The sequence below is a fragment of the Bradyrhizobium pachyrhizi genome, assembly GCF_029714545.1.
GTDB lineage: Bacteria > Pseudomonadota > Alphaproteobacteria > Rhizobiales > Xanthobacteraceae > Bradyrhizobium > Bradyrhizobium pachyrhizi.
Map to the genome: position 1 here is coordinate 4204143 of NZ_CP121667.1, position 26188 is coordinate 4230330.

At 64.2% G+C, this 26188-nt stretch carries 30 protein-coding genes; 20 read left to right on the top strand and 10 right to left on the bottom strand.

Translation table 11 applies throughout. The features are described from left to right. Positions 1 to 57: 57 nt before the first annotated feature. Positions 58 to 516, top strand: a complete 459-nt coding sequence (locus tag QA639_RS19260; protein ID WP_028335101.1) for an SRPBCC family protein — start codon at positions 58 to 60, stop codon at positions 514 to 516. 7 nt (positions 517 to 523) lie between these two features. Here the strand turns inward: QA639_RS19260 and QA639_RS19265 are convergent, their stop codons facing one another. Continuing rightward, a complete protein-coding gene (locus QA639_RS19265; protein WP_028335102.1) occupies positions 524 to 1165 on the bottom strand; it encodes an HD domain-containing protein in 642 nt (213 codons plus the stop codon). A 205-nt stretch (positions 1166 to 1370) separates the two neighbouring features. Here QA639_RS19265 and QA639_RS19270 point away from each other — a divergent pair, with 205 nt between their 5' ends. Together QA639_RS19270 and QA639_RS19275 are read left to right on the top strand one after the other, a co-directional pair. Beyond that, positions 1371 to 2336 carry a GlxA family transcriptional regulator gene (locus QA639_RS19270; RefSeq protein WP_283090462.1) on the top strand — a complete coding sequence of 322 codons (966 nt, stop codon included), beginning with the start codon at positions 1371 to 1373 and terminating at the stop codon, positions 2334 to 2336. Positions 2337 to 2426: 90 nt separating this feature from the next. Then, on the top strand, positions 2427 to 2993 hold the full coding sequence (locus tag QA639_RS19275) for a histidine phosphatase family protein (RefSeq protein ID WP_157344656.1): 567 nt from the start codon (positions 2427 to 2429) through the stop codon (positions 2991 to 2993). A gap of 21 nt (positions 2994 to 3014) precedes the next feature. Here the strand turns inward: QA639_RS19275 and QA639_RS19280 are convergent, their stop codons facing one another. Further along, positions 3015 to 3368: an MmcQ/YjbR family DNA-binding protein gene (locus QA639_RS19280; RefSeq protein ID WP_283090602.1), complete on the bottom strand. Its 354-nt coding sequence runs from the start codon at positions 3366 to 3368 to the stop codon at positions 3015 to 3017. Between the two features lie 191 nt (positions 3369 to 3559). On the opposite strand from QA639_RS19280, the gene QA639_RS19285 reads away from it, so the two are divergent. From QA639_RS19285 to QA639_RS19305, 5 genes are all read left to right on the top strand, one after another. Further along, positions 3560 to 4192 (top strand): PadR family transcriptional regulator, encoded by a 633-nt coding sequence (locus QA639_RS19285; protein WP_244978577.1) that lies wholly within the window; start codon positions 3560 to 3562, stop codon positions 4190 to 4192. Positions 4193 to 4218: 26 nt separating this feature from the next. Further along, complete coding sequence (locus QA639_RS19290; RefSeq protein WP_283090463.1) at positions 4219 to 4863, top strand: O-methyltransferase; 645 nt, start codon at positions 4219 to 4221, stop codon at positions 4861 to 4863. Between the two features lie 109 nt (positions 4864 to 4972). Further along, positions 4973 to 5668 (top strand): GNAT family N-acetyltransferase, encoded by a 696-nt coding sequence (locus QA639_RS19295; RefSeq protein ID WP_050386680.1) that lies wholly within the window; start codon positions 4973 to 4975, stop codon positions 5666 to 5668. Positions 5669 to 5768: 100 nt separating this feature from the next. Next, entirely contained in the window at positions 5769 to 6644 is an 876-nt protein-coding gene (gene hchA, locus QA639_RS19300; protein WP_283090464.1) for a glyoxalase III HchA, read from the top strand. Positions 6645 to 6798: 154 nt separating this feature from the next. Further along, the gene (locus QA639_RS19305) at positions 6799 to 7503 is read left to right on the top strand and encodes a PA1136 family autoinducer-binding transcriptional regulator (RefSeq protein WP_028335109.1); all 705 of its coding nucleotides are present in this window, start codon (positions 6799 to 6801) and stop codon (positions 7501 to 7503) included. A 48-nt stretch (positions 7504 to 7551) separates the two neighbouring features. Here QA639_RS19305 and QA639_RS19310 read toward each other — a convergent pair whose 3' ends face one another. After that, positions 7552 to 8493, bottom strand: a complete 942-nt coding sequence (locus QA639_RS19310; RefSeq protein ID WP_283090465.1) for a LysR family transcriptional regulator — start codon at positions 8491 to 8493, stop codon at positions 7552 to 7554. A gap of 97 nt (positions 8494 to 8590) precedes the next feature. On the opposite strand from QA639_RS19310, the gene QA639_RS19315 reads away from it, so the two are divergent. Beyond that, positions 8591 to 9814, top strand: coding sequence for an MFS transporter (locus QA639_RS19315; RefSeq protein WP_283090466.1), 1224 nt, complete (start codon positions 8591 to 8593; stop codon positions 9812 to 9814). A 62-nt stretch (positions 9815 to 9876) separates the two neighbouring features. Continuing rightward, positions 9877 to 10221 (top strand): Lin0512 family protein, encoded by a 345-nt coding sequence (locus QA639_RS19320; RefSeq protein ID WP_050386677.1) that lies wholly within the window; start codon positions 9877 to 9879, stop codon positions 10219 to 10221. 32 nt (positions 10222 to 10253) lie between these two features. On the opposite strand, the gene QA639_RS19325 is transcribed toward QA639_RS19320, so the two are convergent. Beyond that, positions 10254 to 11135 (bottom strand): SDR family oxidoreductase, encoded by an 882-nt coding sequence (locus tag QA639_RS19325; RefSeq protein WP_283090467.1) that lies wholly within the window; start codon positions 11133 to 11135, stop codon positions 10254 to 10256. Positions 11136 to 11229: 94 nt separating this feature from the next. On the opposite strand from QA639_RS19325, the gene QA639_RS19330 reads away from it, so the two are divergent. Next, positions 11230 to 11934, top strand: coding sequence for a glutathione S-transferase family protein (locus QA639_RS19330; protein ID WP_028335114.1), 705 nt, complete (start codon positions 11230 to 11232; stop codon positions 11932 to 11934). A 5-nt stretch (positions 11935 to 11939) separates the two neighbouring features. Here QA639_RS19330 and QA639_RS19335 read toward each other — a convergent pair whose 3' ends face one another. Together QA639_RS19335 and QA639_RS19340 are read right to left on the bottom strand one after the other, a co-directional pair. Continuing rightward, complete coding sequence (locus QA639_RS19335) at positions 11940 to 12485, bottom strand: disulfide bond formation protein B (RefSeq protein ID WP_028335115.1); 546 nt, start codon at positions 12483 to 12485, stop codon at positions 11940 to 11942. 8 nt (positions 12486 to 12493) lie between these two features. Further along, a complete protein-coding gene (locus QA639_RS19340; RefSeq protein ID WP_283090468.1) occupies positions 12494 to 12646 on the bottom strand; it encodes a DUF5993 family protein in 153 nt (50 codons plus the stop codon). Positions 12647 to 12786: 140 nt separating this feature from the next. On the opposite strand from QA639_RS19340, the gene QA639_RS19345 reads away from it, so the two are divergent. The 3 genes from QA639_RS19345 (at position 12787) to QA639_RS19355 (ending at position 15426) form a co-directional block, all read left to right on the top strand. Next, a complete protein-coding gene (locus QA639_RS19345) occupies positions 12787 to 14115 on the top strand; it encodes a dicarboxylate/amino acid:cation symporter (RefSeq protein WP_283090469.1) in 1329 nt (442 codons plus the stop codon). Positions 14116 to 14424: 309 nt separating this feature from the next. Beyond that, on the top strand, positions 14425 to 14643 hold the full coding sequence (locus tag QA639_RS19350; protein WP_063616606.1) for a hypothetical protein: 219 nt from the start codon (positions 14425 to 14427) through the stop codon (positions 14641 to 14643). Positions 14644 to 14784: 141 nt separating this feature from the next. Further along, on the top strand, positions 14785 to 15426 hold the full coding sequence (locus tag QA639_RS19355) for a glutathione S-transferase family protein (RefSeq protein ID WP_157344646.1): 642 nt from the start codon (positions 14785 to 14787) through the stop codon (positions 15424 to 15426). 220 nt (positions 15427 to 15646) lie between these two features. On the opposite strand, the gene QA639_RS19360 is transcribed toward QA639_RS19355, so the two are convergent. Continuing rightward, positions 15647 to 18121: an arylsulfatase gene (locus QA639_RS19360; protein ID WP_283090470.1), complete on the bottom strand. Its 2475-nt coding sequence runs from the start codon at positions 18119 to 18121 to the stop codon at positions 15647 to 15649. Between the two features lie 320 nt (positions 18122 to 18441). Next, positions 18442 to 19995 carry a winged helix-turn-helix domain-containing tetratricopeptide repeat protein gene (locus tag QA639_RS19365; protein WP_283090471.1) on the bottom strand — a complete coding sequence of 518 codons (1554 nt, stop codon included), beginning with the start codon at positions 19993 to 19995 and terminating at the stop codon, positions 18442 to 18444. A 163-nt stretch (positions 19996 to 20158) separates the two neighbouring features. Here QA639_RS19365 and QA639_RS19370 point away from each other — a divergent pair, with 163 nt between their 5' ends. The 3 genes from QA639_RS19370 (at position 20159) to QA639_RS19380 (ending at position 22197) form a co-directional block, all read left to right on the top strand. Further along, positions 20159 to 21199: an alpha/beta fold hydrolase gene (locus QA639_RS19370; RefSeq protein ID WP_283090472.1), complete on the top strand. Its 1041-nt coding sequence runs from the start codon at positions 20159 to 20161 to the stop codon at positions 21197 to 21199. Positions 21200 to 21219: 20 nt separating this feature from the next. After that, a complete protein-coding gene (locus QA639_RS19375; protein WP_283090473.1) occupies positions 21220 to 21729 on the top strand; it encodes a cytochrome P460 family protein in 510 nt (169 codons plus the stop codon). Positions 21730 to 21828: 99 nt separating this feature from the next. Further along, positions 21829 to 22197, top strand: a complete 369-nt coding sequence (locus tag QA639_RS19380; protein WP_283090474.1) for an ArsC family reductase — start codon at positions 21829 to 21831, stop codon at positions 22195 to 22197. A gap of 46 nt (positions 22198 to 22243) precedes the next feature. On the opposite strand, the gene QA639_RS19385 is transcribed toward QA639_RS19380, so the two are convergent. Beyond that, positions 22244 to 22861 (bottom strand): hypothetical protein, encoded by a 618-nt coding sequence (locus QA639_RS19385; RefSeq protein WP_283090475.1) that lies wholly within the window; start codon positions 22859 to 22861, stop codon positions 22244 to 22246. 3 nt (positions 22862 to 22864) lie between these two features. Next, positions 22865 to 23026 (bottom strand): hypothetical protein, encoded by a 162-nt coding sequence (locus QA639_RS19390; RefSeq protein ID WP_283090476.1) that lies wholly within the window; start codon positions 23024 to 23026, stop codon positions 22865 to 22867. Between the two features lie 338 nt (positions 23027 to 23364). Here QA639_RS19390 and QA639_RS19395 point away from each other — a divergent pair, with 338 nt between their 5' ends. Genes QA639_RS19395 through QA639_RS19405 form a run of 3 tightly spaced genes read left to right on the top strand, consistent with a single transcriptional unit; the run spans position 23365 to position 26126 of the window. Then, entirely contained in the window at positions 23365 to 24120 is a 756-nt protein-coding gene (locus tag QA639_RS19395) for an ABC transporter ATP-binding protein (RefSeq protein ID WP_016839877.1), read from the top strand. Continuing rightward, positions 24113 to 24856 (top strand): ABC transporter ATP-binding protein, encoded by a 744-nt coding sequence (locus QA639_RS19400; protein WP_028335124.1) that lies wholly within the window; start codon positions 24113 to 24115, stop codon positions 24854 to 24856. Before QA639_RS19395 ends, QA639_RS19400 begins: the two co-directional genes overlap by 8 nt. A gap of 40 nt (positions 24857 to 24896) precedes the next feature. Continuing rightward, positions 24897 to 26126, top strand: coding sequence for an ABC transporter substrate-binding protein (locus QA639_RS19405; protein ID WP_157344628.1), 1230 nt, complete (start codon positions 24897 to 24899; stop codon positions 26124 to 26126). The last annotated feature ends 62 nt before the right edge of the window (positions 26127 to 26188 follow it).

Below are 26188 nucleotides of genomic sequence, written 5' to 3' on the forward strand. Positions count from 1 at the left end.
GCACCACCCTTGTCACGAATTATCCCTGAGCGCCGACTGTCAATGGAGCATGGATCGATGACTGAAGCCTTCATCGTTCAACGCGAGATCCAGATCGCAGCCCCGGCTGCAACCGTGTTCGCCTTTCTGACCGATCCGCAGAAGATCGTGAGCTGGATGGGGCTCGAAGCCGCGACCGAGACGCATCCCGGGGGCCTCTACTTCCTCAAGGGGCTCGGCAGCGATCGCAGCCGCGCCGCGCGCGGAGCGTTCCGCGAGGTTGTGCCGGTGCATCGTCTCGCCTACAGCTTCGGCTGGGAGGGCAGCGAGGAAGTGCCGCCGGGATCGAGCCTGATCGAGATCGACCTGATGGAGCAGGACAACGGCACGCTGCTCCGCATGACCCATAGCGGCCTTCCGAACGCCGCGCAGTGCGAGAGCCATGACAAGGGTTGGGCGCATTACATGGGCCGGCTCTCGCTGGCGGCCGCCGGTCGGGATCCCGGCCCCGACCACGGTCCCGCCAACCGCCATTGACGTCGCGTCATGTCGGCCATTTCGAGCCGAGGATGATCGAGCAGAAGTTCATCCTGGTGTAGTTCATGTCCTTCAGCGCCAGCACGTCGGCCTTGACGTTGCCGAAGGTCGTCAGCGGCTTCTTGATGGTGCCGGCGGCGAAATGATCGATGATGTTCTCCTTGAAGTTCGCCTCGCGCGGATGGTGCGCGCAGACATGGTCGCGGTGCTCGTGCGGGAAATCGTCGTAGGCGATGCCGAGCACGTCCATCTCGACGCCGGCGGTGACCAGCGCAATGGTCGGACGCATATGCTCGGGGACGCCAGGCGTGGTGTGCAGGGCGATTGAGGTCCAGACATCCTCGATGTCGCGCTCCGGAACGCCATAGCCCTTGAGGAAGTCGCGTGCGGCGTTGGCGCCGTCGACCTCGAAGCGCAGATCGGGGCTCGCATGCGCTGCGGTCAAGCCCATGTCGTGGAACATGGCGCCGATATAGAGCAACTCGGGATCGAATTTCAGCTTGCGGCGGTTGCCGGTCAGCGCGCCCCAGAAGAACACGCGGCGACTGTGATTGTAGAGCAGGTCGTCCTCGGTATCGCGCACCAGTTGGGTGGCGGCGCGGGCCATCGCGCTGTCGGGTACGCGGATGCCGGCGATGATCTCGGTCATTTCAAGACGCTCCTCGATGTGGCAAGACGATGTCGTGGCGTGCGAACACGCGAGCCCGGCGCTCGTCTCTGCGGTGTGTGCGGATCGCCGGGTGGCGCGATCCGTGGTGCGTTTGTCGCCCGGTTGGGCCCGATCCCGCAACGATCGCGCGCCGCCGGATCGGGCCAACCAGACGTCGTTTCGCGCCAGCGGGCAGGGAGAAGGTATGGCGGTTCAGAGAGTCGCGATCGCGATTCACGAAGGGGTTCAGGCGCTCGATGTCGCGGGCCCCGTCGACGTTTTCGCAGAGACGAACGGCTTTGTGCCCGCGGGGAATGGCTATGAGACCGTGCTGGTCGGCGCCGGCTGCGAACCGCTGCGCGCGTCGAACGGCATGAAGATATCGGCCGATCTCAGCTTCGCCGAGGCACAGGAGAGGTTCGATATCCTGCTGGTGGCGGGCGGGCCGGCATTGCCCGACGCCGCGCCGGATCCCGAACTGACACAGTGGCTGCGTGGGGCGCCCGCGCGCGCCGAGCTCTATGGTTCGATCTGCACCGGCGCCTTCGCGCTCGGCCATGCCGGGCTGCTCGACGGCCACAAGGTGACGACGCATTGGCAGAATGCGCAGCTTCTGGCGGCGCGCTTCCCGGCAGCCGAGGTCATCTTCGACCGCATCTACATTCGCGACGGACAGCTGATGACATCGGCCGGCGTGACCGCGGGGATCGATCTCGGGCTCGCGCTGGTCGCCGAGCGGCACGGGCCGCAGGTTGCGGTCGCGGTGGCCAAGCGGCTGGTCGTGGTGGCGCAGCGCCAGGGCGGGCAGTCGCAATTCAGTCCCTATCTCACCGCGCCGGTCGATGAGGATTCGCCGATTGCGCGCGCGCAGGCGCATGTCATGCAGCATGTCGGCGAGCGCCACACGCTGCAGTCGCTGGCGGAAGCCGTCGGCATGAGCGTGCGCAATTTCGGCCGCGCCTTTGCGCAGGAGACCGGAATCACGCCGCATGAATTCGTCGAGCGGGCGCGGGTTGACGCCGCACGCCGGCTGCTCGAGGGCTCAGACCGGCCGCTGAAGGCGGTTGCGTTCGACTGCGGCTTCGGTTCGGCCGACCGGATGCGGATCGTGTTCACCGAGCGGCTCGGCGTGTCGCCGGCGCAGTACCGCGCGAGTTTTAGCAAACTGTGATGCGGTTCATCAACCGGAGGCTGTATCGGGGATAGGATCGACGTCACCGACGCCGGATCCTGCCACACATCTTCTCCCGAGAGGCCGCCCATGGACGCGCTCACGCTCTTCATCATCCGTCATGCCGAGAAGCCGGGCGATTCCTGGCCGGGACCCGGTTTCACCGCGGATGGCGTCTCCGACACCGAGTCGCTCGTGCTCCGTGGGTGGGAGCGTGCGGGCGCGTGGACCGCGTTGTTCGGCACCGATCTCGCCGGCGGTGACTATGCCAAGCCCGATGCAATCTATGCTGCGACACCGGGCACCACGGCCAATCAGCCGCCGTCGAGCCGTCCGGCCGAGACGATCTCGGCGCTTGCCGCTCGGCGCGGCCTGACCCCGAACGAAAGCTTTGGCAAGGGCGATGAGCCGAGGCTGGTGCCTGCGGTGCTGGCGCTGAAGGGCGTCGTGCTGCTGTGCTGGGAGCACAAGGCAATCATCTCCGATATTCTTCCGCTGATCCCGGTCAGCAAGGGCACGCCGCCGACCAAATGGGAGGGCAGCCGCTTCGACGTCGTGCTGCGCTTCGAGCGCGCCAAGGGCGACGACAAGTTCGCGTTCAAGGAGCTGTTTCCAAAATTGCTGTCGGGCGATTCCGACAAGCCGCTAGGCAGCTGAACCGCGTTGCGGCTCCGGCGATCAGTCGAGCCCGAGCGCTTTGCGCGACTTCCGCGTCAACTTTTCGACGATGAGCGCATGCGCCTGGTCGAGATAGGCCTTGAGCTCGGCATCGGGCAGGGAGTCGTTCGCCATCAACTGCACCCATTTGGCGCGCGCCAGATACGGCGCCGGGCGCGCCAGGCCCTGCTCGATCAGCAGCTGATAGGCCATGTTCGAGGCCTTGAACATGAAGCCGCCGGTGCTCTCGATGTAGCCGCCGGCCAGCGCGAACATCTTGCCGCCGACCTTGAACACCGACGTGCCTTCCCATTGCACCACCTTGGTGGCGGCGGGCAGGCGCAGACAATGGGCTTCGAAGGTCTTGGGGCGCATGAGTAGCAGGGCTGGAAGGCGTTCAAAGCCATAGGCCAGCCGCATGAAGGTCGGCAAGCCCCCCGGCCGAGGCCGGCAATCCTTGGCCAGCACTGGTCGCCGCCCATTTCGGAAATTTCACGAAAATGTGGGTTGTCTTCACTCCATCTGTAGATATATCGTAAGATATGTTTTCAGTAAGGAATGAACAAATGAGACGATCGATGTTTCGCGACCGGGACGATGACGGCTTCCGGTTCGGGTTCTTCGCCATGGGCCGGCACGGCGGGGGCGGGCACCGCTTTGGCCGCGGAGGCCATGGCTTCTTCGGGCGGGGTGGCGGCGGTGATTTTCCGGGATCGCGGCGGCTCTCGTCGCAGGACCTGCAACTCGTGATCCTGGCGCTGCTCGGCGAGCAGCCGGCTCACGGCTACGAGCTGATCAAGAGGATCGAGGAGCGGTCGGACGGCTTCTACAGCCCGAGCCCGGGCGTGATCTATCCGGCGCTGACATTCCTCGAGGAAATCGGCCATGCCAGCGTCACCCAGGACGCCGCGCGCAAGCTCTACAGCATCACCGAGCAGGGCAGAACGTATCTCGGCGAGAACCGCACGACCGCGGATACCATCCTCGAGGCGCTGTCGCGGATCGGCCGCCGCATGGAGGAGGTGCGCGAAGCCTTCGCCGGCGTGAGCGATCTCGATGGCGAAGCGTCCGACGAGGTACACCGCGCCCGTCACGCGCTGAAGAGCGCGCTGCGCCAGAAGCGCGGCTGCGATGCCGCGGAGGCGCGGCGGATCGCAAAGATCCTCGACCGCGCGGCCGCTGAGATCCTGCAGCAATGACGCCGTCGCAGCAAACGAGACCTTTCTTGTACAACGCCGAACCGCACAGCGCGATCCGTGATGCCCGCGTCACCGCCGTCATCGAGCGTCTGCAGGCCACCCGCCGGGCGCCCGTGCGCGGCAATCCGATGCAGAGCGGCAGCCGCGACCCGCACGACTACGCCGAGCAGGGATTCTCGATCCACCCGGAGCAGGGCGAACTCATCTATCTGTTGTGCCGCGGCCTGCGCGCCAAGCGCGTCGCCGAATTCGCGACCTCGGTCGGAATGTCGACGCTCTATTTCGCAGCTGCGATGCGCGACAATGGCGGCGGCACCGTGATCGGATCGGAGATCGTGCCGGCCAAGGTCGCAGCGGCGAAGCGCAATCTCGCAGACGCTGGCCTTGCCGATTACGCCGACATCCGCGAGGGCGATGCGCGCAAGACGTTGCGCGATCTCGGTGGTCCCGTCGACTTCATCCTGATCGACGGCTGGCCGGGCGACAAGGGCCCGACGCTGGCGCGCCAGGTGATCGAGATCGTCGCGCCGCAGCTGCGCGTCGGCGGCTACGTCATGAACGACAATGCCGAGGCGGATTTCCTGGAATTCGTACGCGATCCCGACAACGGCTTCGTGTCGATCACGCTGCCGCTCAAGGGTGGCACCGAGCTCTGCCTGAAGGTGGCGTAGCGGGGTTTTCACCTGCTGTCGTGATTGTGAGCCGCAACCACACCATGCCATGCTGGATTTTGCCGGCGCTTCTTGCTCTGTTCGAGGAAAATCAGGAGCGAAGCGCCGCATGTCCGAAGTCCCGCCCATTCATCCGCTCGATCGCCCGATCTGGAGCGCGCTGACCACGAGACAACGCGAGTTGGCGGAAGGCGGCGCCGATGCAAGGCGCTTTCCGCTTGCGATCGCACCCTTCGCCGACATGGTCGACATGTCGCCACGGAGCTTTGCCGCGCTCGGTGCGCTGCTGTCGGGACCTGACGTCGCGGTGCTGTTCACGCCCGATCCTGTCCCGGTGCCGCCGCAGTTCAAGGTGCTGCTGGCCGAGACCGGCGAGCAGATGATCGGCGTGCCCGCGGACCATTCTGCGCCCGGCGTCGAGATCGTCACGCTCGGCGCTGCCGATGTTCCGGAGATGATGGCGTTGACGGAACTGACAAAGCCCGGCCCGTTCAGTGCGCGGACGCATGAGCTCGGCAGCTTTTTCGGCATCCGTATCAATGGCGAACTGGTCGCGATGACCGGCGAACGGATGAAGCCGGGGAACTACACCGAGATGACCGCCGTCTGCGTGCATCCGGAGCATCGCGGCCGCGGCTACGCGCAGGCGCTGCTGTCGGCGGTCGCCGGCCAGATCGTGGCGCGCGGCGAAATTCCATTCCTGCACGTCTTCACCAGCAATGTCTCGGCGATCGCGCTCTATCGTCGCCAGGGCATGGAGGTCCGCCGCCGCCTGCACATCACGGTGTTGCAGAAGCAAGGGTAGGGATGCCCGGCAGAGTGGGTTGAGGGAAATCCCTCATTCCTCATCGCGGATCTCGTGCTTACCTTTGCCGGATCGCAACACGATGAGAGAGGATATCTCGATGTCCGAGCAATCCCAGGACAAGCGTCCCGTACCCGATCCGGCGGAGAACAACGCTTTCTTTCCGTCGCCTTACTCGCTTGGGCAATTCACCTCGGCCAAGTCGGATCTCTCCGGCGCGGACTACCCCAACGCCTACAGGGGCGGCCGCTGGAAAATTCTGATGATCGCCGCGGACGAGCGCTATCTGCTGTTGCAGAACGGCACGATGTTCTCGACCGGCAACCATCCCGTTGAGACCTTGTTGCCGATGTATCACCTCGACAAGGCGGGCTTCGAATTCGATATTGCGACCGTGTCGGGTAATCCGGTCAAATTCGAGCTCTGGGCGTTTCCGAAGGAGGACGACGCGGTCAAGAGCATCTACCAGAAATATCTCCCCAGGCTGAAGCAGCCGCTGAAGCTCTCCGACGTGATCGAAAAAAAGCTCGGCAAGGATTCCGACTATATCGCGGTGTTCATTCCCGGCGGCCATGGTGCGCTGATCGGCTTGCCCGAAAGCACCGACGTGAAGGCCGCCCTGAAATGGGCGCTCGACAACGACAAGCACATCATCTCGCTTTGCCATGGCCCGGCGGCGTTGCTGGCGTCCGCGGTCGGCGAAGCCAAGGGCGACTATCCCTTCAAGGGCTACAAGATCTGCGCATTTCCCGACGCCATCGATCGGACCACGCCCGATATCGGCTACATGCCGGGCGCGCTGACCTGGGCATTCGGCGAACAGTTGCAGGCGTTCGGCGTCGAGATCTTGAACAAGGACATCACGGGCAAGACCCATCAGGATCGCAAGCTGATCACCGGTGACAGCCCCTTCGCCGCCAATAATGTCGGCAAGGCTGCCGCAAAGGCGCTGCTCGATACGCTCGGCGGGCGCTGAGCGGTCGGCGGCTCAAGCTGCGGGCGCGGCGCACCCCGCCGCGCCGCCGGTGGCGGCTCAATGTCGCGCGCCTTGCAGGCCGGTCTCGCTTGAGGGAAAATCCTCAACGCGCTGGGCCGCACGATCGGCCTTCCGCAAGACACGATGGTACCGCATGGACCGCTACATCGAAGCCGTGGTTGCGATCGAGGGCAGCGAGAGCTTGCCCGCGATCCAGGCGGCGGTGCGGTCCGCGAGCCTGCCGCTCGGCTACGACCGGTTCGTGATGTTCTCGGCGTCGCCGGCACGCGAGGACCTGGTTGACCGGATCTACTGGGTCGAAGGCGACTGGTTCGGCAAAGGCGTGACCGTCGATGCCGAGACCTATGTCCGGCATTGTCCGGTGACGCGCAATTTCCTCGATGTGGACCAGGCGTTTTTCTGGACCAAGGTGATGTCGGCGCGCGGCGAGAAGTACCGCGTGGTGCGCACGCCGCGCGGGCCCGGTTTCCATGGGCTGCAGGTTCCGGTGTTCGGGCGCACCGGCCTTGAAGGCGCGATGAGCTTCGCCGGGACGCGGATCGATGCGTCGGCGCGGACGCGTGCGGCGCTGACCATGATCGGTGCGGCGGCCTTCCGCGCCGCCCGCGGGCTGATGGAAGCCCACGAGCCGAACGGTGCGTCGAGCCTGTCGCCGCGGGAGCGCGAGGTGTTGCGCTGGACCTCCGCGGGACGTCGCCAGGCCGACATCGCGGCATCGCTCGGCCTGTCGGAACGCACGGTCGAGAACCATTTGCGACGTGCGCGGCTTCGGCTCGGCGTCGCCACGACAGCGCAGGCCATTCGGCTCGCGATCCGCAGCGGTGAGATCGAGGACTGAGGCGCTTGCGGACGGCCGCCACAGGGCCGGGCGAGCGATCGCCGCGGCTCAGTGTTTCTTCGCCGTCTTCGCCCTGGTCTTCGGCGCATGCGTGCCCGCCGCGATCCGCGTCAATGCATCGGCAAACGCGCGTGCCGCAGGTCCCAGCGGTTCATCGAGCCGGTGGGCGAGATAGGCCTCCATTGCAAGCGCGGCGTTGCGGCCGAGCGCGCCGGTTTCGACCCGCACCAGGCGGCGCTCCTTCAGGTCGCGCGCCACCTGCCAGAGCGGCAGCCGGCCCCAGCCGAGCCCCGCCAGGATCATGGCGTGCTTGGTGTCCTGATTGCTCACCCTGCATATCTGCGGCGAGAGCACGCCGAAGCTACGGCCTTCCGACAGCGGGGTCGGATCCGACAGCACGATCTGGAGATGATCGGCGAGATCCGCCACGCTCTTGCGGCCGCGGCGCGCGAGCGGATGGCTTGCGGAGGAGACGGCGACGATCTGCACCGCACAGATCGCATCGAGCGCAAGACGGGGATCGCGAAAATCCTCGCCGACCGTGACGGCGAGCGCGCTGCGCCGTTCGGTCAAGCCGGCGATCGGACCGCCCATCGGTTCGACCGCGAGCCGCACGCTGACAGACGGATAGGCCGCCCGCATTTCCGTCAGCGCCGCGCCGACGGCGGCGATCGGAAACAGCGTATCGACCACCAGCGAGAGTTCCGATTCCACGCCATCGCCCAGGCTGCGTGCCCGCGCCCGCATCGCGTCGACACGCAGCAGCAGGTCGCGCGCGTTGCCCAGCAGTGCCTTGCCCTCGGCCGTCAGCGCCGGGCGATGGCTGGAGCGGTCGAACAGCGTGAGCCCGAGCTCGGCCTCGAGGTTGGCGATGGCATGACTGACCGCGGATTGCACCCGCGCCAGTTTGGTCGCGGCGGCGCGAAAGCTGCCGCTCTCGGCGATGGCGACAAAGGTGCGGATCTGATCGAGCGTCAGGTTGTCGAGCATGATCTATGAAATCGATCAATCGGATGCAAAACTATCACTCCTGTCGATGGTCGGGAAACGCTATCTCTGTGCCGTGAGCCAGGGGCGGAGTGGACGCATGACGATCGAGACGGCCGTGATGCAGCAGAGCGAGGCGAAGCGATGGGCCACGGTCGCCATCGTGATCGGTTGCGGGATCGGCGCGGCGCTGCAGGTCGGCAAGGTTCCGATTGCCGCCTCGATGCTGCAGCAGAGCCTCGGCATCGACCTTGCCGCGGTCGGAACGATCGCCGGCATCTTTGCGGTCCTCGGGCTTGTCGGCAGCGTTCCGGCGGGCGTGGTGATTGCCGCGGTTGGCACGCGCAGGGTGCTGCTGTGCGGGCTCGCGGCGATCACGCTGGGGGCAGGCTCGGGCGCGCTCGCGCCACAGCTCGCGGTGCTATTGGCATCGCGCATGCTGGAAGGGCTCGGCTTCCTTCTGGTGATGGTCGCGGCCCCCGCATTGCTCGATCGCGTCGTCGATGTCAGCGCACGTGACGTCACCATGGCGGTGTGGAGCTGCGTGATGCCGTTCGGGATCGCGCTGGCCCTGGTCGCCGGACCGATCTTCGATGGCTGGCGCACGATCTGGTGGGCCAGTGCCGCCTTTGTTGCCGTGCTGTTCATCCTAGCCGGCCTCATCGTGCCTGAAGTGGCATCGCGGACCGGCGCGGCGCGGAGCGGCCTGATGCGGGAAGCCACCGCGCTGGCACAGCGCCGCACCCCGGCGCTTCTGATGGTGCTGTTTGCGCTCTACAGCCTGATGTTCTTTGCGTTGTTCAGCTTCCTGCCGATCCTGCTGACCGAGCGGCTTGGCGTGTCCAGCCAAGGCGCCGGCGGGCTCAGTGCGTTGGCCGCGGCCGGCAACGTCGTCGGCAATCTCGCCGCCGGTCATCTGCTTGCGCGCGGCGTCAGCCGCAATTTGCTGATTGCCGTGGCGGCATTCGTGATGGGCGCGTCCGCGCTCGGAATCTTCCTGCCGGTGCTCGGCGGCTGGGGCGCATTCTGGCTGTGCCTTTTGTTCTCCGCGATCGGCGGCCTGATCCCGGCGACGTTGCTGGCAACCGCACCCGCCGCGGCGCGATCGGCGGCGATGGTGCCTGTCATGATGGGCCTGTTGATGACGGGCAGCAATTTCGGCCAGGTCACCGGTCCGATCGCGGTCGGCGCCGTGGTCTCGGCATGGGGCTGGGGCGCGGCTTGCGTCATGGTGGTGGCCGCGGCGATCCTTGCCGGTCTCGCGGCGTGGATGCTGGCGCGGGGCGATCACAACAGCGTAAGCGAGGCGAGGGACCCGGCTTGACGCCGCGCGCGCAGGGGCCGAAGGAGTGACGGTCTCTCACGCCAACGACAGCAGGAACCTTCATGACACGCGTGCGCTGTATCACCGAAATGGGCATGGGCGTCGACGTCCACGGCCGCGACGCCACCAAGGCCGCCAAGCGGGCCGTCTCGGACGCCATCCGTCATTCCAGTCTCGGCTTCTTCCGCATGCTCGGCAAGACCGCCAACGACATGTTCGTCGACGTCACGATTGCCGTGCCGAATCCCGAAGATATCGATACCGCAGCGGTCGCGAAGGAATTGCCCTATGGCACCAAGACCGTGAAGGCGATCGCGGGTGGGCTCGAGATTCCGTCTGATCTCGGCAACGACCCGATTCTGATCGCGAACGCCGCCGTCATCGTCAGCTTCGACGACGGCAAGTGACGGAAGCGCGTCAGGCGACCGGCATGCGTGCGTTATTCGCCGCCACTGAAATAGTCGGGCTTGCCGGTCGTCCAGGTCTCGCCCCAATGCTGGCCGCCGCCGTCGACGGTCAGCGTCTCGCCGGTGACGAACTTGCCGGAGGGCGCGGCGAGGTAGATGGTTGCCTCCGCAATGTCCCATGGCGTGCCCGGGCGCATCATCGGATTGGAGCGCGGGTAGGCGGCGCGCGCCGCTTCGCTGTAAACGTTCCAGCCCTCGGTCTCGATCGCGCCGGGCGCGATGCAGTTGATGCGGATGTTCAGCGGCGCCCATTCGACCGCGAGCGCGCGCGACAGGCCGATCACGCCGGAGCGTGCCGCGATCGAGTGCGCAATGCCGTAGAGGCCGTGCGTCGTGACCACGACGATATTGACGATGCTGCCGGGATGCTTGCGGTCGCGCCAGCGCTGCGCCGCGGCCTGCATCATGTACCAGGTACCGTTGAGGTTGGTGTTGATGACCGCATTCCAGCCCTTGATCGAGACGTCGATCGCAGCTTGCGGGAACTGGCCGCCGGCGCTGTTGACGAGATGATCGACACGGCCGTGCTCGGTCCACAGCGCCTCGAACATCGCATTGACCGCGTCGGGATCCTTGATGTCGGCGACATGCGCGGACGCCTTGAGCCCCCGATGGCCGAGATGATCGACCAGCGCATCGAGCTTGTCGGCATTGCGGCCGGCGATCACGACATGTGCGCCGAGCCGCGCGAACAGCCATGCGATGGCGCGGCCGATGCCGCCGGCGCCGCCGGACACCACGACCACCTGACCGGCGAGCGCATCAGCCGCGAACACGGTCGGGTGCGTTGCGAGTTCGTCGTCGGAGAGGCCGAGCGTTGCGCCTGTTGTTGCGCCTGTCTGTTGATCGTTCATGGCCGGTTGCAGACCTTGCGGCTTTCACTGAGCTCCGTACATTAGCCATCCAACAACAACCGTGCAAAGCAACAACCCTGCAAAGAATGTCGACATGACCGACTTGTCTGCCTTTCCCATCACAAAACGCTGGCCCACCCAGCATCCGGACCGCCTTCAGCTCTATTCGCTGCCGACGCCGAACGGCGTGAAGGTCTCGATCATGCTCGAGGAGATCGGGCTGCCTTACGAGGTCCATCTCGTCGACTTCAACAAGGATGACCAGAAGACGCCGGAGTTCCTGTCGCTGAACCCGAACGGCAAGATCCCGGCGATCCTCGATCCCAACGGTCCAGGCGGCAAGCCGCTGCCATTGTTCGAATCCGGCGCCATCCTGCAATATCTCGCCGACAAGACCGGCAAGCTGCTGCCAGCGGACGCGGCGCGCCGCTATCAGGCGATCCAGTGGGTGCATTTCCAGATGGGCGGCATCGGACCGATGTTTGGCCAGGTCGGGTTCTTCCACAAATTCGCCGGCAAGGATTACGAGGACAAGCGGCCGCTGCAGCGCTACGTTGCCGAGTCGAAGCGCCTGCTCAGCGTGATGGAGATGCATCTCGCCGGACGGCAGTGGTTCATGGACGACGAATACAGCATCGCCGACATCTCGATGCTCGGCTGGGTGCGCAATCTGATCGGCTTCTACGGTGCGCGCGAGCTCGTCGAATTCGACCAGTTCACGCAGGTCGCGGCCTGGCTGGAGCGCGGTCTCAAGCGGCCGGCCGTGGAGCGCGGATTGAATATTCCGAAACGGCCCTAAGCAGCCTACTTCAGCAGCTCATAGACGATGGGATTGTCGGCGCAGGCGGCAAAGCCACACTCGAGCAGGGTGGAGAGCACATTCAGTGCCGTCAGCCCGACCACCAGCCACACCGCACCTTGCGCGAAGGCGCCGGGCGAGCTGCCCGGCGCCGCGCGGCGCTCGAACTGGCGGTCCAACAGCAGCATCGCCGCGAGCAGCACGATCGCGGCGATGAATCCGATCAGCGCCCACGTATAATAATGATAGCCGAACAGCGCCGAACCGTAACCGGCGTCGCCGGGGAGGATGTGCAGCAGCACCTGCCGGGTCGAGACCGTGGCGCCGACGACGGCCGTCAGCAGCGACAACGCATAATGACTTGGCCGCGGCCCGAAGCGGATATTGAGGATCGGCCCGATCGCCAACAGTGCGAACAGGATGCGCTGCAACAGACAGAGCGGGCAGGGCAGCTCGTGGAGCAGCAGCTGCGCGGCAAAGGCGGCGGCCAGTACCAGCGCCAGCCCATAGAGCGCGACGGCATTGAGGGTGACGGCCTGGGTGTCGTTCATGGCCGGCCTCAGAACGACAAAGTGAGACGGTCGGTGGCGTGGTGCAGCAAGGTCGCGACGCAGGCGATCAGGATCACCGCGAACAGGCCGATCGCGACGGGGCGCGGGCCACGCCAGGCCACCAGCATGGCGATGGTGAGAAACAATGCCGTGAATTCCACTCCAAGCCTCCCGATGCAAGCCGGGCGCAGTCTATGACAGATTCGTGTGCGCTCGCGACGCCACGAATGGGCATTGTCGCTTGCGCGCGGCTCCGCCAAGATGGCATCACCAGTTGAGTTCATCCTAGCCGGGGCACCTCATGACCACAGCCGCGATCAAGCCCATTGCCCATCCCCGTCATCAGCCCTGGTACAAGATCCTCTACGTTCAGGTGCTGATCGCGATCGTGGCAGGTGTCCTGATCGGATATTTCTATCCGAATCTCGGCAAGGAATTGAAGCCGCTGGGCGACGGCTTCATCGCGCTGATCAAGATGATGATCGCGCCCGTCATCTTCTGCACCGTGGTACACGGCATCTCCTCGATGGGCGATCTCAAGCGCGTCGGCCGGGTCGGGTTGAAGACGCTGATCTATTTCGAGGCGGTGTCGACGGTGGCGCTTGCGGTCGGTCTTCTGGTCGGCGAGCTGCTGCAGCCCGGCCACGGCTTCAACATCGATCCTTCCACGATCGATCCGAAATCGGTCTCCAACTACGTCACGCAGGCCAAAGAGCAGGGCATCGTTGCCCATCTGATGGCGATCATTCCGGACAGCTATCTCGGCGCGGTGGCGCGCGGCGACCTGTTGCAGGTGCTGCTGATTTCGATCCTCTCGGGCTTCGCCATCGCTCTCATGGGCAAGGTCGGCGAGCCGATTGCGTCCGCGATCGACACGGCCGCCAAGATGTTCTTCGGCATCATCCGGATCATCGTCCGCGTCGCGCCGCTCGGCGCATTCGGCGCAATGGCCTTCACGGTCGGCGCCTACGGCCTCGGCTCGCTGTTGAATCTGGCAGCGCTGATCGCGACCTTTTATCTCACCAGCATCTTGTTCGTCCTGATCGTGCTGGGCGCCATCGCACGGCTCGCCGGCTTCTCGATCATCCGCTTCATCGCCTATATCAAGGACGAGCTCCTGATCGTGCTCGGCACGTCGTCGTCGGAGACGGTGCTGCCGCAGATGATCCAGAAGATGGAGCATCTCGGCGCCTCGCGCTCGGTGGTCGGGCTCGTGGTGCCGACCGGCTACAGCTTCAATCTCGACGGCACCAACATCTACATGACGCTGGCGACGCTGTTCCTGGCGCAGGCCACCAACACGCAACTGACGATCTGGCAGGAGCTCGGCATTCTGGGCATCGCCATGATCACCTCGAAGGGCGCTTCCGGCGTCACCGGCGCCGGCTTCATCACGCTCGCCGCGACGCTGTCGATCGTGCCCGACATTCCGATCCAGTCGATCGCGATCCTGGTCGGCATCGACAAGTTCATGAGCGAGTGCCGTGCGCTCACCAACCTGATCGGCAACGGCGTCGCTTGCGTCGTGATCAGTCTGTCGGAAGGGGAGCTCGACAAGCAGGCGCTGCACGAGACCATGGCGCATCCGCTCGAGCTCGGCGAAGCGCTCGAGCCGGGCGGCTCAGGCTAGAGTAATATGAAGTTATGGGGCCGTCGCAGGGGGGCGCTGCCAAAAATAGCGAAAACAACCCCATGCAAAGTAGGCGGCGGCCGGCGTTGAGCCAAACAACTTGACACGTCGGGCAACTCAGGGATATTCTTCTAATATTCCGAAATTGCGCAGCCTGGACTTAGTCCGCTAGGTACGGCCTATCGTATGCTGTCGCCTCATCGAACGTCAGGTTTCGGACCGAGATCGACGGGACAAAATCGACCCGTTGGGGACGTAGGTGGGGCGGCAAAAATGTCTTCTTTTTAAGGCAATTCGGTCGGAGGCGAGATGGTCGATCCGTGGCCCCCAGATGCAAAGTTTCAAATGGGTGACTATGCTGCAAAGAAGGGGCGAGCATCATGGCGCGGTAGAATCGTTGGTTGGTATCGTACGGATTTGACCAAGCTCGGATACGCGATCGAGAGCTACTTCGAGCCTGGCTCGGTGCAGATTTACCCAGAGACGGCGATCGACGCATGGAAGCCGCCGGTCTTGGAACGTGAGTGACCGAGTCTCACCCTCCTGCGACCTTCGCAACGTCTGCTAATGGGCAAGGGCGCGGTGCTCTTACACGAATCGGAAGGACGGTCGTGGGTAGGTACCAAGCGTTAGATTCGATCCACTAGCCCAATCCAGGAACGCTTAACCATGCTCACCGTCTATGGCGAAGGTCGTGGCTTCCGTGTTGTCTGGCTGCTCGAGGAATTGGGATTGGCGTATCGGCTGCGCCCGGTCGATCTGTTCGCAGTCGAGAATGATCGCGATTTCCTCGCGATCAACCCCGCCGGCTTCATTCCCGTACTGCAGGACGGCGAGACAATCATGGTCGAATCGATTGGGATTCTCGAGTACCTGCTCGCCCGCCACGGCTCGGGTTCGCTTGCCGTCGCCCCTGATGATCCCGCCTTCGCTTCCTATCTGCAATTTCTCCACTTGGGCGAGGCCGGGCTCGCGGGGCCGATGAACGCCGTCATTGTCGGTCGCCAACTGGCGCCCGTAGCCGAGCGAGATGCCCGGGTGACCCGCTGGGCACGCGAGACCTTCGAGAGCCGGCTGGGGCTGGTTATCCGCCGCCTCGCGGATTGCCCCTATCTCGCCGGCGACCGCTTCACGGCTGCCGATATCTCGGTGAGCTACGCCCTGCTGCTCGGCCTGCGAACCGGAAACTACGTCCCCGGTCCGACCGAGCGGGACTATCTCGCCCGCACGACGGTACGCCCTGCCTACCTCCGAGCGATGGAAAGCTGCCAGGCCACCAAGGCCTGGGCGGCAAGATCACCGGGATTGTAGTGTTTCGCTTCAATCCGGCTGTGGCTCCGGGCTTACAAGTCTACTGCCTGGGCCGTGTACTCATCGAGCGGCTGGCGCCCGATGTCCGCTTAGCCCCCATCAGCGGCGGAGAAGCGGATATCTCCCGAGATCGCCGAAAGGGCCTGTAGCAGACGTCGACTCGCGGTTGATTGTTTCCGCCTCGTGCCAATCGCGGGCTTGTAATCAGCGAAAGGTCAGTTCAATCCCTGGCTTTTTCAAGCGCGTGCCGCATTACCTTCTGCTCATCGCTCGATAGTTGCGTTGCCCCGAGGTTGAAGGTCAGCTTGTCGATCTTCCCGGTGAACTGGAATGGCAGCTTGTAGCTGTCATCCACGCCGGTCCGGGTATCGGAGCCGATGTCGAAAGACTCGTCGATGGCCATCAGGAACGCAATCGAGTGCGGCATCGACTTGCGGGAAATCTCTTTGCCGTCTACCGAGAGTACCCCGGTGCCGCCTTTGCCGAAGCCGGGCCCATCATATTTGAAATCGAACACGATCGTATGCTTGCCCGGCTTGAGCGGCGAGCCGAGCCAGTCGCGCGCTCCTACGCCGGCTTCCCAGCGATACCGTTTCAGATCCAGCATGTTGTAGACAAAGACGGGCTTGCCTTTCAGCAGGTATAGGCCATACCCGGCGAAGCGGCCGCCAAGCGTTGCGATCATGCCCTCGGCCCCGCCCGGTGGGACCGTGATCTCGGCAGTGATCTTGAAGTCTTTGTTTAAGAGGCTTGGCGCGTTATCGACCGGAATACCGGAATTGAAACCTGTATACGTGAAGACGGTCCGTCCCGCGGTGGCGCTCGGCCGCGGTGTGATGAGGCGCGGCAGAACTGAATTATCCAAAGGCAAGACCTGAAATTTGGCTGCCTCCGCCAGGAACAACGCCTGCATCTCCTTCAGCTTGTCGGGATTCTGACCGGCAAGGTCGTTGTTTTGCGAATAGTCGTCCGCGATGTTGTAGAGTTCCCACTTGTAGTCGCTGATCTCAGGTAGCTTGGCCGTTCCCAGAAGCCAGGGCGGCGCCGGCGGCGTCGTGCATGCATACCAACCATCGTGATAGATTCCGCGGTTGGCGAACATCTCGAAGTACTGGGTGTCGCGTTTCGACGGCGCGTTGGCATTGGCCTGGTCGAACGTGTAAGCCATGCTCACGCCCTCGATGGGCTTTTGAGCAATTCCGTTCACCGTCGTCGGAGCTTGGATGCCTGTGGCTTCAAGAATGGTCGGCACGATGTCGATCATGTGGTGGAACTGGGAGCGAATGCCGCCGACATCCTTGATGTGTCCGGGCCATGAGATGGCCATACCCTGCCGGGTGCCGCCGAAATGCGATGCCACCTGCTTGGTCCATTTGAACGGCGTGTCGAAGGCCCAGGACCATGCCACCGACATGTGCGGGTAGGTCTTGTCGGAGCCCCAATTCTCGTAATGGAGCATCAGCTCGGCTTCGGGCAATTTCAACACGCCGTTGTAGGCGGTCATCTGGTTCGGAGTGCCTTCCAACGTCCCTTCGGCGCTAGTGCCGTTGTCACCACTGATGTAAATGATCAGCGTGTTATCGAGCTTGCCCATGTCCTGGACGGCCTGGATGACGCGGCCGATCTCATAGTCGGTATATGCCGCGTAGCCGGCAAATACCTCGGCCTCGCGCGCATATAGTTTCTTCTGAATCAATGACAGCGAGTCCCACTTCGGCAACGTGTCGGGCCATGGGGTGAGCTGGGTGTTAGCCGGGATTACGCCGAGCTTTTTCTGGTTGGAGAAAATCTGCTCACGCAGCTTCTCCCAACCCATGTCGAACTTGCCCTTGAACTTGTCTATCCATTCCTTTTTCGGCTGATGCGGCGAATGCGTTCCTCCGGGCACGTAGTAGACGAAGAACGGTTTGTCGGGAGCGGCGGCGTTCAATCCGTTCATGTAGTTGATGGCGTCGTCCGCCATATCCGTGATGAGGTTGTAGTTTTGCTTGCCGATCCACGGAAATACCTGGGTCGTGTTACGAAACAGATAGGGCGTCCATTGGTCCGTCTCGCCGCCCATGAACCCGTAAAAATACTCAAATCCCATGCCGATCGGCCATTGATCGAACGGCCCCGCCGAGCTGTACGTATAGGTCGGCGTGTTGTGGTTCTTACCGAACCATGAGGTCGCAAAGCCATTGTCCCGCAGAATCGTCCCGATTGTCGCGCTCTCAGGTCCGATGACGGAATCGTATCCGGGATAACCGGTCGACATTTCACCGATCACGCCAAACCCGACAGAGTGGTGGTTACGACCGGTAATTAGTGCCGCCCGCGTCGGCGAGCAAAGTGCTGTCGAGTGAAATTGCGTATAGCGCAAGCCGGCCTTGGCGACACGATCCATCGCAGGGGTCGGAACGACGCCACCGAACGTACCCGACACACCATAACCTTGGTCGTCGGTCATGATCAGCAGTACGTTTGGCGCGCCTTTGGGCGGCACGACGGACGGTGGCCAGTAGGGCTTTGAGTCTTTGGCGGTTTCGTTGATCACGCCGCCGAACTTCGGAGGTTCGGGGGGAAGCTGCTTGCCGTCGATTGTGATCGTAGCGCCGGGCGAACCCGCTGCTCCGGTCGTCTGCTGCGCTATCGAGGGCAGCGTTGTGAGCAAGGTCAACGCAGCAGTAGACAACATCAGGGCGGACAAATTCATGATCGATCCTCCAGACGGGCTCGACGCACGGGCCACATACTGACACTGAAATAAACGGCCGGCAGCTTGGGGTTGATTTAGATCAACGAATGTCCGCTTCGGGGTCAAACTCGACGTGAGCATAATGCGTCCGCTTTCGGCTACATCGCGACCGCTCCCGTCGGCGCAGGCTCATTGAGCCTCACTGCCGGGCCATGATTCAAATCCTGAACCGAAGGGGCCGAATCGTGCGCCACGAATGGACTCCCATCAGGCCGATGCTGCCAAGCAGGCCGCGCGGCGTGCCACGGGTGAATGATCGTCGCGTCCTCGGAGCGGCGTCAGTCCGGGACGCCGGCTGCCTTGAGGGTTTCACGATAAGTCGCGGACATCGATTGCACCGGAAACGGAATCCGCGACAGGAAGCCGGAGATCGTGAACTCCGGATCCACCTTGAGCAGCTCGCGCGCGATCTGGGTCGCGCGCTCGCTGTCGCCGGTCTTGACCAGCGCCACGATCAGGACGCGCAGCGCCACCGCGAAACGTCGGTTCTGGGCCAGCGCCTTGTCCGCCCACATCACCGCCTCGGCGAAATTCTGGTCGAGCACCGCGCAGATCGCGAGCGCCGCGGCGGCGAACCAGCCGCGCGGGTCGCGCGGGTTCAGCCGTTGCGCGCGCTCGATCATGGCGCGGCCGGCTTTCTGATTACCACGCATCGCCTCGATCCAGCCGCCGAGCACCAGCGCCATCGCCGAGTTCGGGTTGATCGCCCGCGAGCGCTCGAACAATTCGCGCGCGGGCTCGATCTCGTCGGCCATGTTCCAGATCGCGAACGCCGCCATCCACAACACCTGCGGGTCACCGGGCGCGAGCTCGACCGCGCGCCAGGCTTGCGCGACCGCGCGTTCCCGGTAGGCATCGTTCGGCTTCAGCCAGCCCTGGACATGGCGCATCGCATGACAATAGGCGGAGGCCGCCAGCGCCGGTGCATAGGCGGGGTCGAGCGCCAGTGCCTGGTCGAGGCAATCGAGTGCCGCTTCCATGCTCTCGGGCGTGAACTCGTAACGCAGGCTGTAGGCGCGCAGCAGCAGATCGTAGGCGTCGAGCCTGTCGGGCGGCGCTGCCCGCACCCGCTCGGCTTCCGCGACGAGCAGGGTCGGCTCGATCGCGCCGACCACGTTCTCGGTGATGCGGTCCTGCAGGTCGAACACATCAGTCACTGCGCCATCGAACCGATCGGCCCACAGATGCGCACCGGAGACGGCGTCGATCAGCTGCCCGGTGATGCGCAGCCGATCGCCGCCGCGGCGGACGCTGCCTTCGAGCACATAGCCGACGCCGAGATCGCGTCCGACCTGGCGGATGTCGACCGCCTTGCCCTTGTAGGTGAAGGCGGAGTTGCGCGCGATCACGGTGAGGCGGCTGCAACGCGCGAGCGCGGTGGTGATATCCTCGGCGATGCCGTCGGCGAAATAATCCTGCTCGGGATCGCCGCTCATATTGGTGAAGGGCAGCACCGCGATCGACGGGCCCTCGCTCGGCCGCGGCGGGGTGCCGTTGGCCGCGATCGGATGAGTGGGCGCGGCGCCCTCCCTGACATCGCCGACAAAGCGGAGACCTTTGCGGGGCAGGGTGCGGATCAGCCGCTGCTCCTCGCCATTGTCGCCGATCGCGGTCCGCGCGGCGTTGATCCGGCTGCTCAGCGTCGCTTCCGAGACGATCCGGCCGTGCCAGACGGCGGCCAGCACCTCGTCGCGGCTGACCACCCGATCACGGGCGCGGATCAGGAACTCGATGAGGTCGAAGACCTGCGGCTCGACGGCCACCAGAACATCGCCACGGCGCAGCTCACGGCGTTCGGAATCGAGGGTCAAGTCGTTGAAATGGTAGGTCAAATCGAAGAGTCCGGCGGCCGGCGGCTGAATGCGTGGCGGAACCTAGCACAGGCGGCCCGGAGCCAAAATCACGACGGTCTGAAGGACAAATCCACGTCCTCTGAAAGCGGACGGGGGCGGTCTCTGCAATATTTCATCCCGACACCAGACGCAGGAGATCGCCATGTCGCAATCCATCAATCAGCAACGCCGCCGCTTCCTCGGCATCGCCGGCGGGATCCTTGCCGCCTCCAGGCTCGGCTTCATCGGCTCGGCTCAGGCACAGTCCAAGCCGGCGCTGCCTGCGATCAAGGCTGGCGCGCACACCACGGTCGGTCCGGTCAAGCAGATCAATGCCGGCGTGCTTGATACCGGTTATGTCGAGATGGGGCCTGCGTCCGGTCCCGCAGTGATCCTGCTGCACGGCTGGCCCTACGACATCCATAGCTATGCCGACGTCGCGCCGGCGCTGGCCGAGGCCGGCTACCGCATGATCGTGCCGCATCTGCGCGGCTACGGCACGACGCGCTTCCTCTCCAGCGACGCCATGCGCAGCGGCCAGCCGGTCGCGGTCGCCGCCGACATCATCGCGCTGATGGATGCGTTGAAGATCGAGAAGGCCGTGCTCGGTGGCTATGATTGGGGCGCGCGCACCGCCAACATCATGGCGGTGCTCTGGCCCGAGCGCTGCAAGGCCATGGTTTCGGTGAGCGGCTATCTGATCGGCAGCCAGGCGGCCGGCAAGATGCCGCTGCCGCCGAAGGCCGAGTTGCAATGGTGGTACCAGTTCTATTTCGCGACCGAGCGCGGCCGCGAGGGTTACGCCAAGAACCGGCATGACTTTGCCAAGCTGATCTGGCAGCTGGCGTCGCCGCAATGGAAGTTCGACGACGCCACCTACGACCGCAGCGCAGCGGCCTTCGAGAACCCTGATCATGTCGATATCGTGATCCACAATTACCGCTGGCGGCTTGGTCTCGCCGAGGGCGAGGCGAAGTACGACGCGTTCGAGAAGACGCTCGCCCAGGCGCCCGTCATCGCGATCCCTACCATCACGATGGAGGGCGATGCCAACGGCGCGCCGCATCCGGAGCCCGCGGCCTATGCCAGGAAGTTCTCCGGCCATTATGAGCATCGGCTGCTGACCGGCGGCATCGGCCACAATCTGCCGCAGGAAGCGCCGCAGGCCTTTGTCCAGGCCATCATCGACGTCAGCAAGGTCTGAGACGGAGCGGATCGCCGATCATGAGACAGGATGTGAAATGGGCAGCTGCCGCGGTCGCGGCAGCCTGCATCAGCGCGGCACTGCCGTTCGCCGTTGGGCGCGCCGATGACGCGGCACTGGCATCGCCGATCTTCGGCGTGAAAATCCCTGACGGCTATCGCGACTGGAAGCTGATTGCGGTCGGCGAGGAGACCGGGCTGGACGAACTTCGCAGCGTGCTCGGCAACCGGGCCGCCGTGAAGGCGTATCAGGACGGCGCCGCGCGATTCCCCGACGGCACCGTGCTGGTCAAGCTCGCCTGGAAGCGCAAGCCGGTTGCAGGCCTCGACGGCGCCTTCATCACGGGGCCCGCGACAACCGTGCAGGTCATGGTCAAGGACTCCGCCAAATATGCCTCCACCGGCGGCTGGGGTTTCGGCCGCTTCATCGACGGCAAGCCGGTCGACGCCGCCCAGCACGAGACCTGTTTCGCCTGCCACGAGGCCCACGCCAGCGATCACGATTTCGTCTTTACCCATTACGCGCATTGAACGCCGGCAATATCCGTGTGGAGACCTGATGGCTCCGATCTGGCGCCGGGATTGCCGCGGGGCTAGTTTCCCCGCGGCAATCGCATGCGGGGAACGGCTTTGACCATCACCATCTACGGCATCAAGAACTGCGACACCATGAAGAAGGCGCGCAGCTGGCTCGACGATCACGGCGTTGCCTACGACTTCCACGACTACAAGACCGCCGGGATCGCCAAGGACAAGCTCAAGCAGTGGAGCGACGAGGTCGGCTGGGAGACGCTGCTCAATCGCGCCGGCACCACCTTCAAGAAGCTGCCCGATGCCGACAAGGAAGGCTTGAACGAGCGCAAGGCGCTGGCGCTGATGGCCGAGCAGCCCTCGATGATCAAGCGTCCGGTGCTCGATCTCGGACTGAGGCGCGTGGTCGGCTTCAAGCCGGACATCTACGCCAAGGAAGTACCGGCGAAGGCGCGCAAGAAAGGCTAGGGGCGCTTCCAGCGATGGGGTGACCGCTTCGCGTGAAGCGACGCGTCTAGATCAACTCGGCTGATTCATGGCTCGCCGGACGATCCGTCGGGACGAACCTGCGGTCGATCACCGCCCGCTCCGTGACCACCGGGGCCGACTTCGCAGCCACACCCATCAGATTGCGCAGCCGAAAGCGGCCTTCGATGCTGATCGCCTTGTAGGAGCCGATGATGTGCTCGACGGCATCGCCGCGTCCGAACGGCAAGAGCAGCCGTTCATAGGAAACCTCCCTGCCGTCGGCGTCGGCGACCGTCGCAACGGTGTAGGTCGGGCGCTTGCGCGCCAGGCAGGCACGATATGACAGGATGACCCCCGCGTAGCGCTCGGGTCCGATCGCATCGTCAAGATAGCGGTTGGTGCGCAGCCGCGACTCGACGTGCTCGTTGCCATAGGCCGTCGTCAGCCTCGCGCCTTCCTGCGTGATCAGGAAACGCGCGGCCTCGCCACCGCCGACCACGTCGAAGCTCATCATGTCGGCGCGCTCGTCGGCGGTGTCCTCGATGTGGAAGTCGCACAGCAGGGGAAGCGCGTCCGGCATACGCAGCGCGCGCAGCCAGGCGTTCAGCAGCACCCGCTGCGTGATCGATTTGACCACCGATGGATCGGCACTTCTGAATTGCATCGGCTAGCCGAATTCAGGCACATCCCGGGACGGAATGCGGCCACGGACAAGTTCATCGATCTGCGGGATGGTTTGGCTGCGGGCATAAAGTCGCAGCCACGTGCCGAGGAAACCACGTTGCGGGATCGATTTGACGACCGAAGAACTGGCGCGCTCGAAATGCAAGGCTCTAGCCATTCATATGCAATGGCCGGAGCTTCGGCGAGAGGCGCAAATATTCTATGAAAGCGGGAGTCCGGAGCAAAACACCGTTAACGACCGCTTTCCCGAGGCGCAAAGCGCGCCGAAATGCCATTCGACTAAGGATCAACCGGAACCGGTCACGCTGATGCCGCAGTGCACAGCTTTCCACCTTGCGTAACCGCCGCAGATGACGGCATATTCCGGCCCGGAGGCGACGGGCCCCGGACGGTTTCCAAGACGGATCGGACGCCTGTCGGACACGAAAAAAGCTGGCCACGCGGGCGAGGGGCTTCGCAGCGATGGCGTATGGGGGAATCTATTTGGCAGATGAGTTCATCCTCGAAACCAGCGGATTGACCAAGGAATTCGCGGGTTTCTTCGCCGTTCGCGACGTCGCGTTGAAAGTGCGTCGGGGCAGTATCCATGCGTTGATCGGGCCGAACGGCGCCGGCAAGACGACCTGTTTCAATCTGCTGACCAAATTCCTGAAGCCGTCGGCAGGCCAGATTCGCTACAAGGGCCACGACATCACCGCGATGCCGCCGGCCGACGTGGCGCGCCTCGGGCTGGTCCGTTCGTTTCAGATTTCGGCGGTATTTCCGCATCTGACCGCGCTCGAGAACGTTCGCGTGGCGCTGCAGCGGCAACACGGTTCGTCGTTCGATTTCTGGCGTTCGAAAAGCGTGCTCGACCGCTTCAATCCGCGCGCCCATGAGCTCCTGAACGACGTCGGCTTGAGCGAATTCGCCAACACGCCGGCGGTCGAGATGCCGTACGGCCGCAAGCGCGCACTTGAAATTGCAACGACGCTCGCGCTCGACCCCGAGATGATGCTGCTCGACGAGCCGATGGCCGGCATGGGCCACGAGGACATCGACAAGATCGCGGCGCTGATCAAGCGGATTTCCGCGAAATACACCATCCTGATGGTCGAACATAACCTCTCGGTGGTGGCCAACCTCTCCGACATCATCACCGTGCTGACGCGCGGGCAGGTGCTGGCGGAGGGCAACTACGCCGACCTCTCCAAGGACGAGCGGGTGAAGGAAGCCTATCTGGGAGCGGGTCATGGCTGAGGCGAAACTGGCGGAGAGGCCCGTGGCTGCGGCGGGCGCCGACGTGCTGGCGGTCAAGGATCTGCAGGCCTGGTACGGCGAATCCCACATCCTTCACGGGATCAATTTCAACGTGAAGGCCGGCGAGGTGGTGACGTTGCTCGGCCGCAACGGTGCAGGCAAGACCACCACGCTGAAGTCGGTGATGGGCGTGATCGGCAAGCGCGCCGGCTCGATCCGCTTCGACAATCAGGAAATCATCCGCGCCACCTCGGACAAAATCGCGCGGCTCGGCATCGCATTCTGTCCCGAGGAACGCGGCATTTTCGCCAGCCTCGACGTCCGCGAGAACCTGCTGCTGCCGCCGGTGGTGCGGCCGGGCGGCCTGCCGCTCGACCAGATCTTCACGCTGTTTCCCAACCTGAAGGAGCGCCTCACCAGCCAGGGCACCAAGCTCTCGGGCGGCGAGCAGCAGATGCTGGCGATTGCGCGCATCCTGCGGACCGGCGCGCGCTTCCTGATGCTGGACGAGCCGACCGAAGGGTTGGCGCCGGTCATCATCCAGCAGATCGGGCACACCATTGCGCGCCTGAAGTCGCAGGGATTCACGATCCTGTTGGTCGAACAGAATTTCCGTTTCGCCTCGACCGTTGCGGACCGCTACTACATTGTCGAGCACGGCAAGGTGATCGACGGCTTCGCGAATTCCGAGCTGTCGGCCAACATGGACAAGCTCCATACCTATCTCGGTGTCTGATATCGCCAGAACCAGAAAATTTAAGACGAGGGAATACGACATGAAGAACAAGATTTCGGCGCTCTTGCTCGGCACCGCGATGGTGCTGTCCGCCGCAAGCGTCGCCTCCGCCCAGGAAAAGCTCGACAAGACGGTCAAGATCGGCGCGCTGTCGGATCAGTCCGGCCTCTACGCCGATCTCGCCGGCCCCGGCTCGACGCTGGCGGCGCAGATGGCGATCGAGGACTCCGGCCTCAAGGCCAAGGGCTGGACCATCGACCTGATCTCCGGCGATCACCAGAACAAGCCCGATATCGGCACCACCATCGCCCGGCAGTGGTTCGACGTCGACAAGGTCGACACCATCGTCGACGTGCCGAATTCCGGCGTGGCGCTCGCGGTCAACAACGTCGTGAAGGAAAAGAACGGCGTCTACATCAATTCGGGCGCCGCCACCTCCGATCTCACCAACGCGCAGTGCTCGCCGAATACCGTGCACTGGACCTACGACACCTACATGCTCGCCCACGCCACCGGCCAGGCGCTGGTGAAGGCGGGCGGGGACACCTGGTTCTTCCTCACCGCGGATTACGCGTTCGGCGCGGCGCTCGAGCGCGACACCACGGCCGTCGTCACCGCCAATGGCGGCAAGGTGGTCGGCGGCGTCAAGCATCCGCTCAACACCGCTGACTTCTCCTCCTTCCTGCTGCAGGCGCAGGCCTCCAAGGCCAAGATCATCGGTCTCGCCAATGCCGGCGGCGACACCACCAACTCGATCAAGCAGGCGGCCGAGTTCGGCATCGTCAAGGGCGGCCAGAAGCTCGCGGCGCTGCTGCTGTTCCTCACCGACGTCAAGGCGATCGGGCTCGAGACCGCGCAGGGCCTCAACTTCACCGAGACGTTCTACTGGGACCTCAACGACAAGACCCGCGCCTTCTCCAAGCGCTTCTCGGAGCGGATGAAGAACAGCGCGCCCCCGACCATGGTGCAGGCCGGCGTCTATGCGGGCCTCATGCATTACTTCAAGGCGCTGGAAGCGCTCGGCGGCAATCCGCATGATGGCGCCAAGGTGGTCGCGAAGATGAAGACGATCCCGACCGACGATCCGCTGTTCGGCAAGGGCGAGGTCGAGGCCAACGGCCGCGTCACCCACGACGCCTATCTGTTCGAGGTGAAGAAGCCCTCGGAGTCCAAGGGACCGTGGGACTTCTACAAGCTGGTCGGCACCGTGCCGGGCAACCAGGCCTTCACGCCGCTCGACAAGAGCACCTGCGCGCTTCTGAAGAAGTGACGATCATGCCCGCCGGCCATGGGCGTGGCCGGCGGGCTTCATCTATCTAGCGAAAGCTCATT

Coding starts and splice junctions, on each gene's coding strand:
- QA639_RS19260 (WP_028335101.1), top strand. CDS start 58: ATGACTGAAGCCTTCATCGTTCAACGCGAGATCCAGATCGCAGCCCCG.
- QA639_RS19265 (WP_028335102.1), bottom strand. CDS start 1,165: ATGACCGAGATCATCGCCGGCATCCGCGTACCCGACAGCGCGATGGCC.
- QA639_RS19270 (WP_283090462.1), top strand. CDS start 1,371: ATGGCGGTTCAGAGAGTCGCGATCGCGATTCACGAAGGGGTTCAGGCG.
- QA639_RS19275 (WP_157344656.1), top strand. CDS start 2,427: ATGGACGCGCTCACGCTCTTCATCATCCGTCATGCCGAGAAGCCGGGC.
- QA639_RS19280 (WP_283090602.1), bottom strand. CDS start 3,368: ATGCGCCCCAAGACCTTCGAAGCCCATTGTCTGCGCCTGCCCGCCGCC.
- QA639_RS19285 (WP_244978577.1), top strand. CDS start 3,560: ATGAGACGATCGATGTTTCGCGACCGGGACGATGACGGCTTCCGGTTC.
- QA639_RS19295 (WP_050386680.1), top strand. CDS start 4,973: ATGTCCGAAGTCCCGCCCATTCATCCGCTCGATCGCCCGATCTGGAGC.
- hchA (WP_283090464.1), top strand. CDS start 5,769: ATGTCCGAGCAATCCCAGGACAAGCGTCCCGTACCCGATCCGGCGGAG.
- QA639_RS19305 (WP_028335109.1), top strand. CDS start 6,799: ATGGACCGCTACATCGAAGCCGTGGTTGCGATCGAGGGCAGCGAGAGC.
- QA639_RS19310 (WP_283090465.1), bottom strand. CDS start 8,493: ATGCTCGACAACCTGACGCTCGATCAGATCCGCACCTTTGTCGCCATC.
- QA639_RS19315 (WP_283090466.1), top strand. CDS start 8,591: ATGACGATCGAGACGGCCGTGATGCAGCAGAGCGAGGCGAAGCGATGG.
- QA639_RS19320 (WP_050386677.1), top strand. CDS start 9,877: ATGACACGCGTGCGCTGTATCACCGAAATGGGCATGGGCGTCGACGTC.
- QA639_RS19325 (WP_283090467.1), bottom strand. CDS start 11,135: ATGAACGATCAACAGACAGGCGCAACAACAGGCGCAACGCTCGGCCTC.
- QA639_RS19330 (WP_028335114.1), top strand. CDS start 11,230: ATGACCGACTTGTCTGCCTTTCCCATCACAAAACGCTGGCCCACCCAG.
- QA639_RS19335 (WP_028335115.1), bottom strand. CDS start 12,485: ATGAACGACACCCAGGCCGTCACCCTCAATGCCGTCGCGCTCTATGGG.
- QA639_RS19345 (WP_283090469.1), top strand. CDS start 12,787: ATGACCACAGCCGCGATCAAGCCCATTGCCCATCCCCGTCATCAGCCC.
- QA639_RS19350 (WP_063616606.1), top strand. CDS start 14,425: ATGGTCGATCCGTGGCCCCCAGATGCAAAGTTTCAAATGGGTGACTAT.
- QA639_RS19355 (WP_157344646.1), top strand. CDS start 14,785: ATGCTCACCGTCTATGGCGAAGGTCGTGGCTTCCGTGTTGTCTGGCTG.
- QA639_RS19360 (WP_283090470.1), bottom strand. CDS start 18,121: ATGAATTTGTCCGCCCTGATGTTGTCTACTGCTGCGTTGACCTTGCTC.
- QA639_RS19370 (WP_283090472.1), top strand. CDS start 20,159: ATGTCGCAATCCATCAATCAGCAACGCCGCCGCTTCCTCGGCATCGCC.
- QA639_RS19375 (WP_283090473.1), top strand. CDS start 21,220: ATGAGACAGGATGTGAAATGGGCAGCTGCCGCGGTCGCGGCAGCCTGC.
- QA639_RS19385 (WP_283090475.1), bottom strand. CDS start 22,861: ATGCAATTCAGAAGTGCCGATCCATCGGTGGTCAAATCGATCACGCAG.
- QA639_RS19400 (WP_028335124.1), top strand. CDS start 24,113: ATGGCTGAGGCGAAACTGGCGGAGAGGCCCGTGGCTGCGGCGGGCGCC.
- QA639_RS19405 (WP_157344628.1), top strand. CDS start 24,897: ATGAAGAACAAGATTTCGGCGCTCTTGCTCGGCACCGCGATGGTGCTG.